Genomic DNA, 16,718 nt, shown 5'->3' with positions numbered 1-16,718 from the left:
CCCCTCGCGGATGGCTGTTTTCAGGAAAATCGCAGTTGCGGCTCTGGCGCTTGGCGGCGCCGGGGCCGCAATTTTCTGGTGGCTGACGGTGCCGGAGAGGCTGGCGCCTGACATGTTGGCTGCCTTGGGAACCGGCGACACCGGCCGCGGCCAGCGCATATTCGACGCCGGCGGTTGCGCCTCGTGTCACGCCAGGCCGAAATCCGAAGGCGACGCGCGGCTGCAGCTCGCCGGCGGCGTCGAACTCAAGACGCAGTTCGGCACCTTCGTCGCGCCGAACATTTCTTCCGATCCCAATGACGGCATCGGCGCATGGTCGCTCGAAGATTTCGCCAATGCGATGCTGAAAGGCGTGTCGCGCGAGGGCCAGCATCTCTATCCGGCATTTCCCTATGCCTCCTACGCCCGCATGAAGCCGGCTGACGTCGCCGACCTCTACGCCTTCCTGAAGACGCTGCCGGCGGTTGAGGGCAGGGCGCCTGATCACGAGCTTGGCTTCCCCTTCAACATACGGCTCGGGCTGGGACTGTGGAAACAGCTCTATCTCAGCGATCAGCCGGTGGTCGCCTTTGCCGAGGGCACGCCCGACAAGGTGCTGCATGGGCGTGACCTTGTCGAGGGTGCCGGCCATTGCGGCGAATGCCACACGCCGCGCAGCCTTGCCGGCGGCACCGAAAAGGGCCAGTGGCTGGCCGGCGCTAGGGCAGCCGAAGGCGACGGCGTCGTGCCCAACATCACGCCCGAAGGCAAGGACATCAGCGGCTGGTCCGAAGCCGATATCGCCGGCTATCTCGAAACCGGCTTCACGCCGGAGTTCGATTCCGTGGGCGGCACCATGGTCGAGGTGCAGAAGAACATGGCGAGACTGACTGCCGCCGACCGGGAGGCGATCGCCGCCTATCTCAAGGCGATCCCGCCACAGGCCAACGGTTACCCGGCGCAGCAGCCGAAGCCCGCGGGTTGAGCCCCACCGGCGGCCAGAGGCCGCCGGTCTCTCCATCGCGATGTCAGGCGCGCCCGGCTACCTTCAGAGCGAAAGCGTAGTTGAAGGCGACTTCCTCGAGCCTGGAGAAGCGGCCGGAGGCGCCGGCATGGCCCGAATCCATGTTGATCTTGAACAGCACCGGGCTGTTGCCCGACTTGCGCTCGCGCAGCCGTGCCGCCCATTTGGCCGGCTCCCAATAGGTGACGCGCGGATCGGTCAGGCCGGCCACCGCCAGGATCGGCGGATAGTCGACCTCAGCGACATTGTCGTAGGGCGAGTAGGCGGCGATGGTCTTGTAGTCCGCTTCCGAGGCGATCGGATTGCCCCATTCGGGCCATTCCGGCGGCGTCAGCGGCAAGGTGTCGTCGAGCATGGTGGTCAGCACGTCGACGAAGGGCACTTCGGCGATGATGCCGGCAAAGGCCTCGGGCGCCATGTTGGCCACCGCTCCCATCAGCATGCCGCCGGCCGAGCCGCCTTGCGCGACGATGCGCTCATGCGCGGTGTAGCGCTCGGCGACGAGATGGTGGGCTGAGGCGATGAAGTCGGTGAAGGTGTTGACCTTGGTCGCGCGCTTGCCGTCCTCGTACCAGGCATAACCCTTGTCCTTGCCGCCGCGGATATGGGCGATGGCATAGACGAAGCCGCGGTCGACCAGCGACAGACAGTTGGTGTTGAACGAAGCCGGAATGGTCATGCCGTAGGAGCCGTAGCCATAGAGCAGGCAGGGTGCTGTTCCGTCGAGTGGCGTGTCGCGGTGATGGATCAGCGAGATCGGCACCAGTTCGCCATCCGGCGCCGGAGCCATCAGGCGGCGCGTGACATAGTCCTCGATGTTGTGGCCCGACGGCACTTCCTGCGTCTTGAGCAGGGTTCGTTCGCGTGTCCGCATGTTGTAGTCGAATAGCTGCGACGGGGTGGTCATCGACGAATAGGAAAAGCGCATGGTGTCGGTGTCGTATTCGTAGGAACCCGACAGCCCGAGCGAGAACGCCTCTTCGGGGAAGGAGATCAGGTGCTCGGCACCCGTGGCGCGCTCATGGACGACGATGCGGGGCAGGCCCTCCTTGCGCTCGAGGCGGACCATGAAGTCCTTGAAGCCGACCACCGACAGGATGAGGCGGCCAGGTTCATGGGCGACCAGCTCCTTCCAGTTGCTTCGCGCCGGATCGCTGACCGGCGCCGTCATGATCTTGAAGTCCTTGGCGCCATCGGCGTTGGTCAGCACGAAGAAGATGTCGCCGCCTTCTTCGAGGTCGTATTGCAGGCCGATCTCGCGCGCTGCCACAAGTTTTGGCGCCGCCAGCGGATCGGTCGCCGGAAACAGGCGGTACTCCGATGTCTCATGGTCGCTGATGGAGATCATGATCCATTCGTTGGAGCGCGTGCCGCCGACATTCATGAAGAAGCCGGGGTCGGTTTCCTCATAGACCAGCCGGTCCGCTGCGGCGTCCGTGCCGAGCCCATGGTAGAACACCTTTGACGGCCGGTGGTTGGGATCGAGGCGGGTGTAGAAGAAGCCGGTATTGGCCGCGTCCCATGTGCCCGAACCGCCGGTGTCGCCGACCACGTCGTCAAGTTCCGCGCCGCTGCCGATGTCACGCACGCGCAGCGTGTAGAATTCCGACCCCTTGTCGTCGAAGGCCCAGATCAGGCGCTTGTGGTCCGACGAGTGGTCGATGCCGCCGAGGCGGAAATAGGCGTGGCCGTCGGCTTCCTTGTCGCCGTCGAGGATGATCTCTTCCGGACCGCCTTCGCTCGGAATGCGGAAGTAGCGCGGCTGCTCGCCGCCCTTCTTGAACGAGGAGCCATAAGCGAAAGGGCCATCCTTCATCGGCACCGAGGAATCGTCTTCCTTGATGCGGCCCTTCATCTCGGCAAACAGCGCCTTCCTGAGCTCGACGGTGTCGGCCATCAGTTCGGCCTGATAGGTGTTTTCCGCCTCGAGATGGCTGCGGATATCGGCATCGAGCACGCTCGGGTCGCGGAACACCTCCTGCCAGTTGTCGGCGCGCAGCCAGGCATATTCGTCGACGCGCGTGATGCCGTGGCGCGTGTCGGAGACGGGGCGCTTGTCGGTCACGGGCGCGGCGATGTCGGCGAAGATCTTGGGTCGGGTCATTAGGTCTCGCGTGGGTGCTGAGTCTTGAATGCCGAATGAACACGTCGATCAGGGCGGGTTCAAGGGCGGAGTTGCAGTGTGGCGGCAACGTATATGTGACCGGCCACGCCGAAGGAGAAGACCAGATGTTCAAGAAGACCGCCGCAGCAGTTGCCATTGCCTCGACAGTCGCCGTGTTCGCGGCCGAATTGCCGCTGCCTTTTCCGCCTGGGAAGTTGCCAGGGTGCCGTGGGGCGATACGCTCAACATCCGCAAGTTCCCGTCGAACGGCTCGCAGAAGCAGGCGGCCTATCCCAACGGCAAGGTGCTGCAGATGACCGGCCGTTGCACCGGCGGGGTCGATCTGCGCGACATCAGCCGTCTGCCCGTGTGGAAGCAGGAGCAGCGGGTCCGCTACAGCTGGTGCCAGGTCTGGCATGACCCCGCACAGAACGGCAACTACGTCACCGGCTGGGTCTATGGTCGCTACATCACCCCGTACTGACGCGTTTCCAGGCGATATTGCCGCAGCTGCCGCAACGGCGGAAAGCGGTTGTCGTTGACAAGGTCCGATTGCGCTTGCCCCTTGGCTGCCCGACGTCTATGCCCTCAGGTCAACAACGTGAGACACAAAGAGGGCCCGTCCGCTGACCTTCCTGATACTCATGCTGCCGTTTGCGGGAGCGTTGCTTGCACCTGCGCTCGTTCGCGTGATGAAACACAATGCCGGCTGGCTGCTGGCCGCCATTCCACTGGTCGTTTTTCTGCATCTTGCCGGCATGCTCGATGCGGTCAGCAAAGGCAGTTCGATTTCTGGTGGATTTGACTGGGCTCCGAGTCTCGGTCTTCGCTTCTCCTGGTTTCTCGATGGCCTGTCGCTGACCTTTGCCCTGCTGATATCAGGCATCGGCACGCTGATCGTGATTTATGCCGGCGGCTATCTCAAAGGGCACCCGCATCAGGGCCGCTTTTTCTCGTTCATCCTGCTGTTCATGGGGGCGATGCTGGGACTTGTCGTCTCGGATTCGTTCCTGATGCTGTTCGTCTACTGGGAGCTGACGTCGATCACGTCGTTCCTTTTGATCGGCTTCGACCACGGGCGGGAAGCTTCGCGGCGCGCGGCACTGCAGGCGCTGCTGGTCACCGGCATTGGCGGGCTTTCCCTGTTGGCAGGTCTGCTGGTCATCGCCCAGGCAACCGGCATGAGCGAGCTCTCGTCGCTGCTCGGCTCCGGCGACGCCTTGCGCAACAGCCCGCTCTACCTTGCTGCCCTGTTGCTCGTGTTGGGCGGCGCTTTCACCAAATCGGCGCAGTTTCCGTTCCATTTCTGGCTGCCCAACGCCATGGAAGCGCCGACGCCCGTCTCGGCCTACCTGCATTCGGCGACCATGGTGAAAGCAGGCGTCTATCTGCTGATGCGCCTCAATTCCGTGATGGGCGACACTGCGGCCTGGGAGACGATCCTGCCCTTGGTCGGCGGCGCGACACTTGCGATTGGCACGTTGCTCGCTGTCAGGCAGACCGATCTCAAGCTGATGCTCGCCTACACCACGGTCGCCTCTCTCGGACTGCTGGTGATGCTGACAGGCCTTGGTTCCGACAAGGCGATCGAGGCGGCGGCGCTTTATCTGATCGCCCATTCGATGTTCAAGGGCGCGCTGTTCATGGTAGCCGGCCTGATCGACCATGAGGCGGGTACGCGCGACATCACCTGCCTGCGCGGCCTGCGCAAGGCCATGCCGATCACCTTCGCGGCAGCGATGCTTGCAGCACTCTCGATGGGCGGGCTGCCGCTGTTCTCAGGCTTTTTGGCCAAGGAACAGATTTATTATGCACTTGGTTCGCCGGAGGGCTGGCAGGCCGTGCTGCTCGTCATAGCCGTCTGCGGCAATGCGCTGATGTTTGCCATCGGATTTGCGGTGGCACTTCGGCCTTTCCTCGGCGATGCCTTGAGGACGCCGAAGGCGGCGCATGAAGGGCCGATATCGCTGTGGCTGGGGCCGGCTGTGCTCGGAGCCTTGGGACTGGCTGCGGCCCTTGCCGCGCCGATCACGCATCGGTTCCTGTCGTCGCCCGCGGCGAGCGCCGTTGCCGGCAGCCCCATCGAGGTCACCATCTCGACGATCCCGCACATCGGCGTGCCGCTGTTGCTGTCCGGCCTGACGGTCGCGCTGGGCATCGCCGCCTATGTCAGGCTCGACAGCTTGCGCGGCGCGACGGCTGGCGTTCTCCAGGCGATCGGCTGGGGCCCGGACCGTGGCTTCGACCAGGTGCTGCGCGGCCTCTTGCGGCTCGCGACAGGTCTGACGCGCATCATCCACAACGGCCGCCTCGACATCTACATGACCGTTACCTTCGTCGCGGTGGCGGCAGCGCTGCTGCTGCCGATGGTGCTGTTCGGCGAGCTGCCCTCGATGCCTGATGTGCCGGCATTGCGCTTCTACGAATGGGGCGTTCTGGCCATCGCCGTGATCGGCATCGCTGCCGTGGTCAAGGCGCGCAGCCGGCTGACGGCCATCGTTTCGCTCGGCATCCAGGGTTTTGCCGTCGCCTTGCTCTACATGCTGTTCGGCGCGCCAGACCTGTCCTTCACCCAGTTCATGGTCGAGACGCTGTCGGTGGTGATCCTGGCGCTGGTCATGACGCGGCTCAGGCTTGCGCCGACCGACCGCCGCCCGCATGCGCAGAAGCTTCTGGACATGGCAATTGCCGCAGCTTGCGGTACGGCCTTCGCGCTGCTTCTGCTCAAGGTGACGCAACTGCCGTTCGACGACCGGCTGTCGCAGTTCTTCAACACCTACGCCAAGACCATCGCCCATGGCCGCAATGTGGTGAACGTCATCATCGTCGATTTCCGCGGCCTCGACACGCTGGGCGAAATCGCCGTGGTGATGGTGACGGGCCTCGCCATCCTTGCGCTGATACGCATCCGCTCCAAAAAGGCGGACGTTCATGCCCCGGTCAGGAAGGAGGCGTAACATGCAGACGCTGATTTTCCGCACCGCCGCACCCTACCTCACCGGCCTGATGCTGATGTTTTCGGTGTTCGTCTTGTTGCGCGGCCACAATGAGCCGGGCGGCGGTTTCACCGGCGGCCTGGTCGCGGCATCCGCCTTCGCCATCCACGGCATCGCCTTTGGCGTGCCGGCGGTGCGCCGGGCACTCTACTTCCACCCCATGTCGATATCAGGCTTTGGGCTGTTTGCCGCCGCTGCGGCCGGTCTGCCGTCGCTTCTGTTCGGCGTGCCGTTCCTGACCGGGCTGTGGACGTCGCCCGCCTTCTTCAGGATGTCCGTCGACCTGTCGACGGTCATCGTCTTCGACATCGGCGTCTATCTGGTCGTGGTCGGCTCGTTCACCTCGATCGCGCTGGCGCTCGAAGACAGGGAGCACGACTGATGGAAGCCGTGTTCGCCATCCTCGTCGGCCTGTTCTTCGCTGCCGGCATCTATCTGATGCTGTCGCGGCACATCATCCGCATCCTGCTCGGCGTTGTGTTGTTCGGCAACGCGGTCAATCTTCTGATCTTCACCAATGGACGCATCATCCGCGAGGTGCCGCCGATCATTGCGGAAGGTCTCGACGTGCCGGCGGGCGCCGTGGCCAATCCGTTGCCGCAGGCGCTGATCCTGACGGCAATCGTCATCTCGTTCTGCTTCTTCTGCTTCCTGCTGGTGCTTGCCTATCGCGCCTATCAGGAGATCGGTACCGACGACACCGACAGCATGCGTGTCGCCGAGCCCGTGGACGACGGCTTGCCGCCGATGGGGTACTGAGACCATGGCCGTGCAAGGTGAGATCGTCGACAAGGCCGCTGCGATGGTTGCCGGGCCGATTGCATCAGTCGACTGGCTGGTCATTGCCCCGGTCGTACTGCCGATCATTGCGGGGGCCGTGCTTCTGTTGATCCGGCACAGCATTCGCTGGCATGCGGTGCTGGCGCTGGTTGTGCTCGTGGTCATGGTCGGCGCCAATGGCCTGCTGCTGCAGCGCGTGCTGGCAACAGGCCCGGTGTCGATGACGATGGGAAGCTGGCTGCCGCCATTCGGCATCTCCTTTACCGCTGACGTGCTGGGGGCTGCATTTTCGCTGACGGCTTCGCTCGTCGCATTCGTCTGCTGCGCCTATTCGCTGCGCGACATCGACGCGACCGGCAGGCGCTACGGCTTCTATCCGTTCCTGATGCTGATGATGGCCGGCGTCAGCGGCGCCTTCCTGACCGGGGACATGTTCAACCTCTATGTCTGGTTCGAGGTCTTCCTGATCTCGTCCTTCGGCTTGCTGATCCTGGGGTCCGACAAGGCGCAGATCGACGGCGCCACCAAATATGCGATCCTGAACCTGGTCGGCACGACCTTGTTCCTGATCGCGACCGGCTATCTCTATGGCACGTTCGGCACGCTGAACATGGCCGACCTTGCCACACGCGCAGGCCAGATCGGCACGGCTGCGCCGCTGATGACGCTGGCCACGCTCTATCTGCTCGCCTTCGGCATGAAGGCGGCGGCCTTTCCGCTCAATTTCTGGCTGCCGGCGTCCTATCACACGCCGCCCGTCATCACCGGCGCGCTGTTTGGCGGTCTTTTGACCAAGGTCGGCATCTACGCATTGTTGCGGACGCTGGTGATGATCTTCGCCGCCGAACGGTTGGTGCTGGCCGGTCTCATCGGCTGGGTGGCGGTGGCGACCATGCTTATCGGCGCGCTTGGCGCCCTGGCGCAATCCGACATCCGCAGGATCGCCGGCTTCCTGGTCATCTCGGGCGTCGGGATCATGCTTGCCGGCATCGCGCTGGGCAGCAATGGCGGGCTGTCGGGCGCGATCTTCTACGCACTGCATTCGATGCTGGCGCTGTCGGCGCTGTACTTGCTCGGCGGGCTGATGCGCCAGCGCGGCGGCAGTTTTTCGCTGCACAGCCTGTCAGGGCTCTATGGCGCAAGTCCATTTCTCGCCGCGCTCGCCTTCATCATCTCGCTTGCGGTAGCCGGCCTGCCTCCCGGCTCGGGACTGTGGCCGAAGGTGATGCTGGTGCGGGCGTCGCTCGACGGCGGCGCCTGGCAGATTGCGGCCGCTATCCTGGTGAGCGGCTTCCTGGCGACCGTGGCCCTTGGCCGTGTGTTCATCCTCGCTTTCTGGCGCGAGGCTCCAGGTGACAAAGCTTCAAGTGACAAGACAGCGGCCGCTGGTCCGATGTCGGCGTCGGGTTGCTCAGCCCTTGTCGTTCTTGTTGCGGCGATGCTCGCGATGGGCGTCCTGCCGGAGCCCTTCATTCGGCTCTCGACGGCGGCGGCCAGCGGACTGCTCGACGCTTCGGCCTATGTACAGGCAGTCTTCCCGGCGGGGAGTGGATCATGATCCCTTTCCGCAACGAATTGATACTGGCGCTTGTCTGGGTCGCTGTCTCGGGAAGCTACTCGATCCCCAATCTGGTCTTTGGTTTTGCCGTCGGATGGGTGGTCCTGTTCCTGGTGCGCGACCAGATCCAGGCCACCAGGGCCGTCATCCGCCCGGTGGCGCTGCTTCTGCTGATTGCCTTGTTCATCAAGGAACTTTTCCTCTCGGCCTTCAGGGTTGCAAAGCTGGTGCTGTCGCCACGCATGGACATCAAACCCGGCATCTTCGCCTATCCTTTGAAGGTCGACCGGGATTTTGAGATCACCTTGCTCGCAAATCTGATCACGCTCACGCCCGGCACCTTGTCAGTCGACGTTTCCGATGACCGGCGCACGCTGTTTATTCATGGGATGGACTGTTCCGACCTCGACCAGGCGCGGCGCGACATCGCCCAAGGCTTCGAGCGCAGAATACTGGAGGCATTCAGATGATGTCTGGAACTGCTTTCCTCAACATCAGCGCGATCTTTGCGTTGGGCGTTCTCACCATCTCGTTTCTGCTGGTGGTGGTGCGCGTCGTGAAGGGGCCGTCCTTGCCGGACCGGATCCTGGCGCTCGACATGCTTGTTGCCGTTGCTATCGGATTTATTGCCGTTCTTGGCGTGCGTTCGGGCTTCACACTGTATGTCGATGTCGCCATCGCGCTTGGTCTTGTCGGCTTCCTGGCGACGGTTGCCTTCGCGCGTTTCGTGATGAGCGGCGGCATCGATGCGAAGAAAGAAGAAGCCGAAGAGGACAGGCCATGATCGACGGAGCAGCCGACTATCTGGCCGGAGGTCTCATCATCGTCGGCGCGTTGTTTGCGCTTGTGGCATCTGTCGGGTTGTTGCGACTTCCTGATCTTTACACGCGCATGCATGCGGCGTCGAAGGCCGGCACTGTGGGATCTTGTCTGATGCTGATCGCTCTTGCTGCGCACATCGGCGAACCGGCAACCGCATTGCGGGCGCTGGCTGGGGTCGTGTTCTTCCTGCTGACAGCGCCGATCTCGGCCCATCTGCTTGCCAAGGCGGCATATTCGGCCGGTTATCGCATGTGGGAGGGGGCAGTGAGCGACGATTTGGCTGAAACGGCCGCCGTGGCAAAGAAGAACGGCCCCTCTGGCACCGAAGGTTGATAATGACCTTTCGGGACAACTTTCAGCGTTGTCAAAAATCATCTCATTTGAAGGCGTCAGCGTATCAAAAAGGTTCATTTGTTAGAGAAGTGATGAAATCATTGTTGTTGTAGTTCACAAAGAATAGTGAATTGACTTGTTCTGGAGACGGGCTCATTAAAGTGATGGAGTGCGAGTCGCAGAGGCAATCTACGATACAAGAACGCACCGCATCCCGATCGGAATATCGGGCAAAAAAACATCCAGTCACATTGGGGCCTAAGCATATGGATACTTCCGAAACGCCTGCAACCAACAATGACACGCTGATCGAGTTGACCGCCGATGTGGTGGCTGCCTATGTCAGCAACAATCCAGTTCCGGTGGGAGAACTTCCGGGCCTGATCGCAGATGTCCACGCAGCTCTCGGCCGCGTTGGCAATGTCACCGAGACGCCGCCAGCCGACAAGCAGAAGCCGGCCGTCAATCCCAAGCGCTCGGTGCACGACGACTACATCATTTGCCTTGAAGATGGTAAGAAGTTCAAATCGTTGAAGCGTCACCTGATGACGCACTACAACATGACCCCCGACCAGTATCGCGAGAAGTGGGGCCTTGACGCCGCCTATCCCATGGTGGCGCCCAACTATGCGGCTGCGCGTTCGCAGCTCGCCAAGAAGATGGGCCTCGGCCGCAAGCGCAAGAGCAAGTAACGCCCTTCGAAAGAGTTTCAGCTTGCGGCGCCCGCGGGCGCCGCATTGCGTTTTGGCCTGGGATGGTGCGGCACAGCGACAGCTGGTCCGGCTGGCCAGGAAAGACGCTCGTCAGCCGGTCGCGCACCTGCCTGAGGACGATGCGGCGATCGAGATCATCGCTCCGGTGGCGATCCTCTGGGCCTCTCGCGTTCGATCGCCTGCTCGGCCGATGCGGTGCTCGCCGCACGACAATGCGTCGACGTCACCGCAAGGTGCTGCCGAGCTGAAAAGGTGCTGCCCAGCATCAAGGGACGGAGGCGCCCGAGATGCGGCTGAGACGGAGGCTCAGGCGATCTGGTGGAGCGCTGCCTCGGCATCACGCTTGATGCGCTTGACCATCGAACGCAGGCCGTTTGCGCGCTGGGGCGACAGATGCTCGTTGAGGCCAAGCTCCTTCAGCGTCGCCTCGGCGTCGATGGCCGTGATCTCGCTGGCGCGATGGCCTGAAAAGAGCGCAAGCATGATGGCAACCAGGCCGCGCACGATATGGGCGTCGGAAGTGCCTTGGAAATGGATGACCGGGTCGGTCCCGTCGCCAATATGGGTCACCAGCCAGACCTGGCTGACGCAGCCTTGCACCTTGTTGCTGTCGGTCTGGGCGCTTTCCGGAAAGGGCGGCAGCGCTTCACCCAATTCGATAACATAGCGATAGCGGTCCTCCCATTCCTCGAGGAATGAGAAGTCGTCGCGAATGGTGTCGATCGAAGCCGTCATGATGGGTTGGATATAGTCGCAGCATCGCTGCCCGTCACGAAAAAAGCCCGTCACGAACAAAGAAAGACACCGCAGGCGCCAGAGGCGGGCGACCTGCGGTGGGGCCTGGCGCCTTGAGCTTGCAGCCGGGCTGGCTGAGCCGAAGCGCTGAACCGAAAGGGATTGGCTGCCCGAACGCCTGCTCCGTTCGCGGCAATGCCTTGTGTCGGAAATCAGTTGGCCGGAGCCGCGGGCCTCGGGGTCGGCACGGCGGCAGCCTCGGCCGGCACGATGCCAGCCTCCGGGCCAGCTTCCGGGCCAGCTTCCGGGCCAGCCTCTGGAGCAGCCTCGGGAACGCTGCCGGTCTGCGTTGCCGTGTCGGGCTGGCCGAACTGCTCATCGAGCGCCTGATAGGCGATGCGGGCGCTTTCACGGGCCCTGACACCGATGGTCTGCATCGCGGCCTTGCCCGTCTCGCAGACGTCAGGCTTGCGCTCGCAGATGCCGGCGAGGTCGCCGACGGCTTCGCGGGCGGCAAAGATCGCCTGCAGCGGGCTCACGCTGTTCTCGCCATTCGGCCCGGTGCCGAGCGGCAGAACAAGAAGGACGAGCGAGAACCAGAATGCGGTCCTGATGAGAAAGCCCATGGTGTGCCTCTTACTGTGTGGCGGGCCTGTTTGTTTTTTGTCGACCCACATCTTGTTGAGCCGACAATGACATGGAGGAACAAAGGAGCGATTGCTGCAAACGGTGGCATTTTGCGCAGGCTTTTCACCAAAGTTTAACGGACTGGCTCGGCTTGCGCAGGTGGTTTCGCAGGCAATGTCTCACGGTTTCCGTAAGCAATTGATTTAAATTGAAAAACCGCGGGAAAATGCGGCCAGGACAGATTCGCAGGCGCCAAGTCGGCAAATAACCCCCTGTTTACCATGGCGATAACTGTTCTCGAATGTCGGCGCTGTGATCCCGATATTCGCCGCGTAGCCGGGTTTCGGTCGGCCAGCCTTATCCCTTCATTAAAGGCTCGGTGCGAGTTTGGGACAACTACAGAAGAGCCGCAAAGCGAGCCACGGAAGAGTGCGTAGCGTTGAGTTTTGTCATGACCAGATACGGTGAGTTTTCCGGCGCGATGGCCGGCGGCTGCGACCGGCTGGTCCATCCGTCAGCAGATGGCATCGAGCGTTCGCGCCAGCGGCGCCTCGTCGGCTTGCTGCTGGCGGCGCCTTTCCTGGTTGCCGGCGCGGGTGTGTTCCTGGTCTCTGCCAATCTCGGCGCAGCCTCGACCTTTGCCGTCATTTTCGCGGCCTTCAGCCTGAGCTGGCTTGCTGCATTGCTGATTGCTGCGACCGGCAAGACCGGACAGATCGGTGCGACATCTCTTGTTGTCGCAACGACTGCGATCGCTGCGATCGTTGCCGCGGCGGGCGGACTGACGTCGCCGGCGACATTGCTTGTCGCGGCACTCCCGCTCGAGGCGCTGTGGGTCTGGCGGACGCGCAAGGCGGCAAAGCTTGGCACTGTGGCGGCCGCCGTCGCGCTGCTGTCCCAGGCTGCTCTCGGTTCCATGCCTTTTGCAGATGGCGCAGCCGTCTCGGCCTGGCAGTGGCTTCTGCCGGTTGCCTGGCTTGCCACATTTGCCGTTCGTGCCGGTGCTTTCCTCGATCGCCGCGTCGAACAGCAAGACGCGCCCGCTGGTTCTCTCGAAACGATCCTCAAGGCGGTCGTGCTGCGCATTGCCCATAATGGCGACGTGACCGATGTCTCCGAGCAGGCTCGGACCATGCTCAGGCTGCAGCCGGAGCTGCTGTTGGGAACGGCGCTTTTCGACCGCATCCATGTTGCCGATCGTGTCGGCTATCTCTGCGCGCTGGCTGACATGCGCGACGGTGCGCAACTGCGCGAGGTTGAATTGCGCCTGCGCCTGCCCAGGCAGAATGAGGGCGACGCCGGTGACAATTTCCGGCCGTTCGCGCTCGAGCTGATGAAGGCCGACGGTCAGGCCTTCGTTGCCGTCGTCCGCAACAACGACACGGTTTCCGATCTGCGTGACCAACTGGCGACGGCAGCTGATGCGGTCAAGAGCGCCGAACTTGCCAAGAGCAACTTCCTGGCTGCCGTGAGCCACGAACTGCGGACGCCGCTGAATGCCATCATCGGTTTTTCCGACATGTTGCTGCACGAGATGTTCGGTGGCTTCAAGGAGCCGCGCCAAAAGGAATATGTCGGCATCGTCCGCGATTCCGGCCAGCACCTGCTCGACGTGGTGAATTCGATCCTCGACGTCACCAAGATCGAATCTGGCTGCTATGCGATCACGCCTGAGCCGTTCAGGTTCCGCGATGCTGTCGACATGTGCGCTTCGATGCTGGCGCTGCAGGCGCAGGCCAAGTCGCTTGACCTTGTGGTAGAGGTGGCCGCCGGCACCGGCGAGGTCAAGGCTGACCGGCGCGCCGTGCAGCAGATGCTGATCAACCTCGTCTCCAATGCGGTCAAGTTCACGCCCGATGGCGGCAGGGTCGAGATCGGCGCCAAGCGTCTCGGTTCGCGCCTGCACTTCTGGGTTTCCGACACGGGCATCGGCATTGCGCAGGACGACCTGTCGCGGCTGGGCACGCCGTTCACGCAGATCCAGAACGACTATACCCGCCGCTTCGAAGGCACCGGCCTCGGACTGTCGCTGGTCAAGGGACTGGTTGCCCTGCACGACGGCACGATGTCGATCGAGAGCGCGCCGGACGAAGGAACGACCGTTACCATCAGCCTGCCCATCGAGGGCCCCGCCTACCGGCCCGAGCCTGCGCGGGGCGAGTTGATGAAGCTTCCTGCCGGCAGGAACAAGGAGATGCGCAGTGGCCCGCTCCGCAAAGCAAGCTAAACGGCAGGTCATTGAGGAACGTAGCCCGCTGCAGGACGGCGTCCTGGCGCTCGGCGGGCTGATTGCCCGCAACCCGGTCCTGGTGGGCGGATCGACGGCGTTCATGGTGGCGCTGTTTTATGTCTCGGCGAATGCGCTCTGGTATCAGCCCTATGCGCACAAGGGCGCCTTCTTCTCGACCCGCGAAGCGGTCGAGTTTCCCGACATGAACCAGAACGCGCCCGAGACGACGATCAAGATCGAACGTCCCGAGGAGGCTGCGGAGGCCGTGCGCCCGCAGGGCGATCCGCGCATCGAACGGGTGCAGGGTATTCTCAAGGACCTTGCGTTCTACGACGGCAACGTCGACGGGTTGAACGGTCCGGCAACGCGCGGCGCCATCCAGGCCTACCAGAAGAAGGTCGGCATGGCGGCATCAGGCGAAATCGACGCGCAGCTGCTCGAGCAACTGGGCGCGGCCGACACCACCGCAGGCATAGCCCCGCGACCGACACCACGTGAACAGGTGATGCCTGCAGCGGCACAAAGGGCAACACAGGCTGCGACGCCGGCACGTGCCGAGCCTGCCGCAGATACCAGCGCGCGGATCATGAAGATCCAGGCCGGGCTGAAGGCTTTCGGCAATGACGGCATCGAGATCGACGGCGTCCCCGGGGCACGGACGAAGTCCGCAATCCGTGAATTCCAGGCTCTGTTCGGGCTACCGGAAACGGGCGAGCCCGACCCTGGCGTCTATGCCAAGATGCGCGAGATTGGCCTGACCAACTGAAGCAGGGCAGCATTGGCTCGGATTGGCCTGTGCGCGCCGAGCCGCTATAGAGGCTTCGTCGAAACTGCGATCGGGCCGGTCCTATGCGTCTCACCACTGACTTCTGGGTGTCGGCCCTTTTGCGTCGCGTCTTCGGCGAAGGCGGGTTTGGCGCGATCCTCAACCGTGGCGCGCTGGAAGCCGGTGCCGTCTTCATCCTCACCCGCGATCGTTTCGGCCGCTCGAACCTCTACGGCCCGGCACCGCAGACCAGCTACGACATGGCCCGACCCGGCGAACGCCAGTTCAGCCTGCTTGAAAGCGATGATGACGGCACGGCGATCGAAAAGCGGCTCGAACGCGAGCGGCGTTTCGACCCCGACATTTGGGTGGTCGAGATCGAGCCCGGCAAGACCGGGATCGTCGACCTCGTTGCGATTACGACGCCTTGAGCCGGTCGCCCATGGGCGTAGAGGACTTGACCCTCGTCTGCAGGCGCTCGGCATTGCTGCGGATGCGGGCACCGACCGACGCGGCCTTCCAGTCGCGAACACGGTCGAGTGCCACGTCGCGATGCAGGGCGCGATAGCGCTCCAGGAACAGCCTGACCGATTCCGCATGGGCGAACTGGCCGGGCAGGATGGCGGCGGCGAGCAGGAATGCCTGCTCTTCGGCGAGGTCGAGCGCCTTGAGCGCGTCGATGAGCTGGGAATAGCCAGACTTCTCGGTGATCGAGCGAGCGGCGAGAAGGTCGATTTCCAGCGCGTCGGCAAGCGCTGTCTGGAAGAAGCTGTCGTTGCCCGTCAGCGCCGTCGTCTTGAGCCTGTCGTAGGCCGGCGCGCGCTCTTCATCCGGCATTGCCTGGCGGGGCGTGGCCGGCGTCATCATCGCGCGCAGCTTGCGGCGGACATTCTCGGCAAGCTCACCGGGGACGGGGCCATTGGACATGACGGGTGCAGCGATCGCTTCGGCGGCTTGCAACGCGTTGGCGGCCGTCTCCTGCTGCCTGCCCACTTCGGGATACACCAGGCGTGGGCGCTCGAGCACCCGGATCAGGTCGGCAATGGTCTTGTGCAGGTTCGGGCGGCGGGCGATCGCGCGCGCATGCGGCAGGCCGTGACGGCCGATCAGCGCGATCAGCGTGACGTCGGACAGAACAGGTGACCGCACGAGCAGCGGTGCTGCGATGTCGACGGGTTCGTCGCAGAGTTTGCGGACCAGGCCGAACGGCGCGTATTCGCTTTCCGAAAGGGCTGCGGCGACAAACCGGCGGGCTTCCACCGACACCTTGTCGAACAGCGGCAGGGTCAGGTCTTCCAGTTGGGCGATCTCGCGGCGCGAAGGCCGGGGCAGGGCGCAGAAGGCTGAGACTGCTGCTCGGAACAGCCGCTCTGGCTTACCGGTTTCGCGTCCGATGGCAATCTGCCTGAAGTCCGATGCTGACACGAACGGGTACGCCTGACAAAAACTCGACACTGCCCTGGATCGTCTGACGCCCACGCGCCATGGCTTCCTAAGGTGAACATAAACTTAGCGAGGATTTGTTAGCGCACTGTTAACTCTGGCGTTAAGGAATCCGTTTGTTACCAATTGGTTACGCGGATTTTCCAGCGAAACCGGGCAAAGCGGGCCGCACCAGGCCCGTGTCATCGGCAATGCTGCTGCTTTCACGCGCGTCTAACGGCGATCGGATATCAAGGGGGTGCCAAGGGCGCAGGCGAGAACCAGGAATTGAATCAAATCCTTGGCAGTAACGGTCTGTTAACCTCTCTGCTGGCCTTATCGAAGCGGAGGCGTTGCGTGCTTACTCCGGTCGAACCGAGAGGGAAATCGCGAACCATGGGCAGTGTTGTGTCATTCATGCCGCGTCAGGCGGCCATCCGCCGGTCTCCCCGGACAGCGGAAACTTCGGCATCCATCATCATCTTTCCAGGCGTGCGCTACGAGCGGACCAAGGGCCCGGCTTCGGGTGCCGGTGAGTTGCGCAACGATGCGCCCCGCCGCAACGATCCGGTGCCGCGTCACTGAAGGCAACGGAGCGGAGCATCCGCAAGGCTGGGCATTGCACGCCC

General features: G+C 63.2%; 17 protein-coding genes and 1 pseudogene. 14 read left to right on the top strand and 4 right to left on the bottom strand.

All coding sequences use genetic code 11. From position 1 onward, the window contains the following. Positions 1-10: 10 nt before the first annotated feature. The gene (locus H5P29_RS24430) at positions 11-964 is read left to right on the top strand and encodes a cytochrome c (RefSeq protein WP_154384978.1); all 954 of its coding nucleotides are present in this window, start codon (positions 11-13) and stop codon (positions 962-964) included. Between the two features lie 43 nt (positions 965-1,007). On the opposite strand, the gene H5P29_RS24425 is transcribed toward H5P29_RS24430, so the two are convergent. After that, positions 1,008-3,107, bottom strand: coding sequence for a S9 family peptidase (locus H5P29_RS24425; RefSeq protein ID WP_154384979.1), 2,100 nt, complete (start codon positions 3,105-3,107; stop codon positions 1,008-1,010). Between the two features lie 223 nt (positions 3,108-3,330). On the opposite strand from H5P29_RS24425, the gene H5P29_RS24420 reads away from it, so the two are divergent. The 9 genes from H5P29_RS24420 (at position 3,331) to H5P29_RS24380 (ending at position 10,288) form a co-directional block, all read left to right on the top strand. Continuing rightward, complete coding sequence (locus tag H5P29_RS24420) at positions 3,331-3,591, top strand: SH3 domain-containing protein (protein WP_246670753.1); 261 nt, start codon at positions 3,331-3,333, stop codon at positions 3,589-3,591. 160 nt (positions 3,592-3,751) lie between these two features. Then, on the top strand, positions 3,752-6,064 hold the full coding sequence (locus H5P29_RS24415) for a putative monovalent cation/H+ antiporter subunit A (protein WP_154384980.1): 2,313 nt from the start codon (positions 3,752-3,754) through the stop codon (positions 6,062-6,064). A gap of 1 nt (position 6,065) precedes the next feature. Further along, on the top strand, positions 6,066-6,485 hold the full coding sequence (locus H5P29_RS24410; protein ID WP_154384981.1) for a Na+/H+ antiporter subunit B: 420 nt from the start codon (positions 6,066-6,068) through the stop codon (positions 6,483-6,485). Next, positions 6,485-6,862, top strand: a complete 378-nt coding sequence (locus H5P29_RS24405) for a Na+/H+ antiporter subunit C (RefSeq protein WP_067964363.1) — start codon at positions 6,485-6,487, stop codon at positions 6,860-6,862. Before H5P29_RS24410 ends, H5P29_RS24405 begins: the two co-directional genes overlap by 1 nt. Before the next feature lie 4 nt (positions 6,863-6,866). Then, complete coding sequence (locus tag H5P29_RS24400; RefSeq protein WP_154384982.1) at positions 6,867-8,441, top strand: Na+/H+ antiporter subunit D; 1,575 nt, start codon at positions 6,867-6,869, stop codon at positions 8,439-8,441. Further along, entirely contained in the window at positions 8,438-8,911 is a 474-nt protein-coding gene (locus tag H5P29_RS24395; RefSeq protein WP_067964359.1) for a Na+/H+ antiporter subunit E, read from the top strand. The genes H5P29_RS24400 and H5P29_RS24395 overlap by 4 nt, the downstream gene beginning before the upstream one ends. After that, complete coding sequence (locus H5P29_RS24390; RefSeq protein WP_154385184.1) at positions 8,911-9,225, top strand: cation:proton antiporter; 315 nt, start codon at positions 8,911-8,913, stop codon at positions 9,223-9,225. Before H5P29_RS24395 ends, H5P29_RS24390 begins: the two co-directional genes overlap by 1 nt. Continuing rightward, complete coding sequence (mnhG, locus tag H5P29_RS24385; RefSeq protein ID WP_154384983.1) at positions 9,222-9,596, top strand: monovalent cation/H(+) antiporter subunit G; 375 nt, start codon at positions 9,222-9,224, stop codon at positions 9,594-9,596. The genes H5P29_RS24390 and mnhG overlap by 4 nt, the downstream gene beginning before the upstream one ends. 266 nt (positions 9,597-9,862) lie before the next feature. Next, complete coding sequence (locus H5P29_RS24380; protein WP_154384984.1) at positions 9,863-10,288, top strand: MucR family transcriptional regulator; 426 nt, start codon at positions 9,863-9,865, stop codon at positions 10,286-10,288. Positions 10,289-10,615: 327 nt separating this feature from the next. On the opposite strand, the gene H5P29_RS24375 is transcribed toward H5P29_RS24380, so the two are convergent. Both H5P29_RS24375 and H5P29_RS24370 read right to left on the bottom strand, forming a co-directional pair. Further along, positions 10,616-11,044 carry a SufE family protein gene (locus H5P29_RS24375; RefSeq protein ID WP_067964351.1) on the bottom strand — a complete coding sequence of 143 codons (429 nt, stop codon included), beginning with the start codon at positions 11,042-11,044 and terminating at the stop codon, positions 10,616-10,618. A 326-nt stretch (positions 11,045-11,370) separates the two neighbouring features. Then, positions 11,371-11,670, bottom strand: a pseudogene (locus tag H5P29_RS24370) (DUF5330 domain-containing protein); the annotation flags it as partial. A gap of 452 nt (positions 11,671-12,122) precedes the next feature. Between H5P29_RS24370 and H5P29_RS24365 the strand changes: the two are divergent. The 3 genes from H5P29_RS24365 (at position 12,123) to H5P29_RS24355 (ending at position 15,098) form a co-directional block, all read left to right on the top strand. Then, entirely contained in the window at positions 12,123-13,898 is a 1,776-nt protein-coding gene (locus H5P29_RS24365; protein WP_246340961.1) for a PAS domain-containing sensor histidine kinase, read from the top strand. Continuing rightward, on the top strand, positions 13,873-14,667 hold the full coding sequence (locus tag H5P29_RS24360) for a peptidoglycan-binding protein (RefSeq protein ID WP_067964347.1): 795 nt from the start codon (positions 13,873-13,875) through the stop codon (positions 14,665-14,667). Before H5P29_RS24365 ends, H5P29_RS24360 begins: the two co-directional genes overlap by 26 nt. A gap of 83 nt (positions 14,668-14,750) precedes the next feature. Continuing rightward, positions 14,751-15,098, top strand: coding sequence for a DUF1491 family protein (locus H5P29_RS24355; protein ID WP_067964346.1), 348 nt, complete (start codon positions 14,751-14,753; stop codon positions 15,096-15,098). On the opposite strand, the gene H5P29_RS24350 is transcribed toward H5P29_RS24355, so the two are convergent. Continuing rightward, entirely contained in the window at positions 15,085-16,092 is a 1,008-nt protein-coding gene (locus H5P29_RS24350; protein ID WP_185910186.1) for a DUF2336 domain-containing protein, read from the bottom strand. The two genes, H5P29_RS24355 and H5P29_RS24350, sit on opposite strands and share 14 nt — an antisense overlap. A gap of 393 nt (positions 16,093-16,485) precedes the next feature. Here H5P29_RS24350 and H5P29_RS24345 point away from each other — a divergent pair, with 393 nt between their 5' ends. After that, positions 16,486-16,674: a hypothetical protein gene (locus H5P29_RS24345; protein ID WP_067964341.1), complete on the top strand. Its 189-nt coding sequence runs from the start codon at positions 16,486-16,488 to the stop codon at positions 16,672-16,674. The last annotated feature ends 44 nt before the right edge of the window (positions 16,675-16,718 follow it).

The organism is Aminobacter sp. MDW-2 (assembly GCF_014250155.1).
Taxonomy (GTDB): domain Bacteria; phylum Pseudomonadota; class Alphaproteobacteria; order Rhizobiales; family Rhizobiaceae; genus Aminobacter; species Aminobacter ciceronei.
This window is presented reverse-complemented; position numbering and strand designations above follow the sequence as displayed.

Coding starts and splice junctions, on each gene's coding strand:
- H5P29_RS24430 (WP_154384978.1), top strand. CDS start 11: ATGGCTGTTTTCAGGAAAATCGCAGTTGCGGCTCTGGCGCTTGGCGGC.
- H5P29_RS24425 (WP_154384979.1), bottom strand. CDS start 3,107: ATGACCCGACCCAAGATCTTCGCCGACATCGCCGCGCCCGTGACCGAC.
- H5P29_RS24415 (WP_154384980.1), top strand. CDS start 3,752: ATGCTGCCGTTTGCGGGAGCGTTGCTTGCACCTGCGCTCGTTCGCGTG.
- H5P29_RS24410 (WP_154384981.1), top strand. CDS start 6,066: ATGCAGACGCTGATTTTCCGCACCGCCGCACCCTACCTCACCGGCCTG.
- H5P29_RS24405 (WP_067964363.1), top strand. CDS start 6,485: ATGGAAGCCGTGTTCGCCATCCTCGTCGGCCTGTTCTTCGCTGCCGGC.
- H5P29_RS24400 (WP_154384982.1), top strand. CDS start 6,867: ATGGCCGTGCAAGGTGAGATCGTCGACAAGGCCGCTGCGATGGTTGCC.
- H5P29_RS24395 (WP_067964359.1), top strand. CDS start 8,438: ATGATCCCTTTCCGCAACGAATTGATACTGGCGCTTGTCTGGGTCGCT.
- H5P29_RS24390 (WP_154385184.1), top strand. CDS start 8,911: ATGTCTGGAACTGCTTTCCTCAACATCAGCGCGATCTTTGCGTTGGGC.
- mnhG (WP_154384983.1), top strand. CDS start 9,222: ATGATCGACGGAGCAGCCGACTATCTGGCCGGAGGTCTCATCATCGTC.
- H5P29_RS24380 (WP_154384984.1), top strand. CDS start 9,863: ATGGATACTTCCGAAACGCCTGCAACCAACAATGACACGCTGATCGAG.
- H5P29_RS24375 (WP_067964351.1), bottom strand. CDS start 11,044: ATGACGGCTTCGATCGACACCATTCGCGACGACTTCTCATTCCTCGAG.
- H5P29_RS24365 (WP_246340961.1), top strand. CDS start 12,123: ATGACCAGATACGGTGAGTTTTCCGGCGCGATGGCCGGCGGCTGCGAC.
- H5P29_RS24355 (WP_067964346.1), top strand. CDS start 14,751: ATGCGTCTCACCACTGACTTCTGGGTGTCGGCCCTTTTGCGTCGCGTC.
- H5P29_RS24345 (WP_067964341.1), top strand. CDS start 16,486: ATGGGCAGTGTTGTGTCATTCATGCCGCGTCAGGCGGCCATCCGCCGG.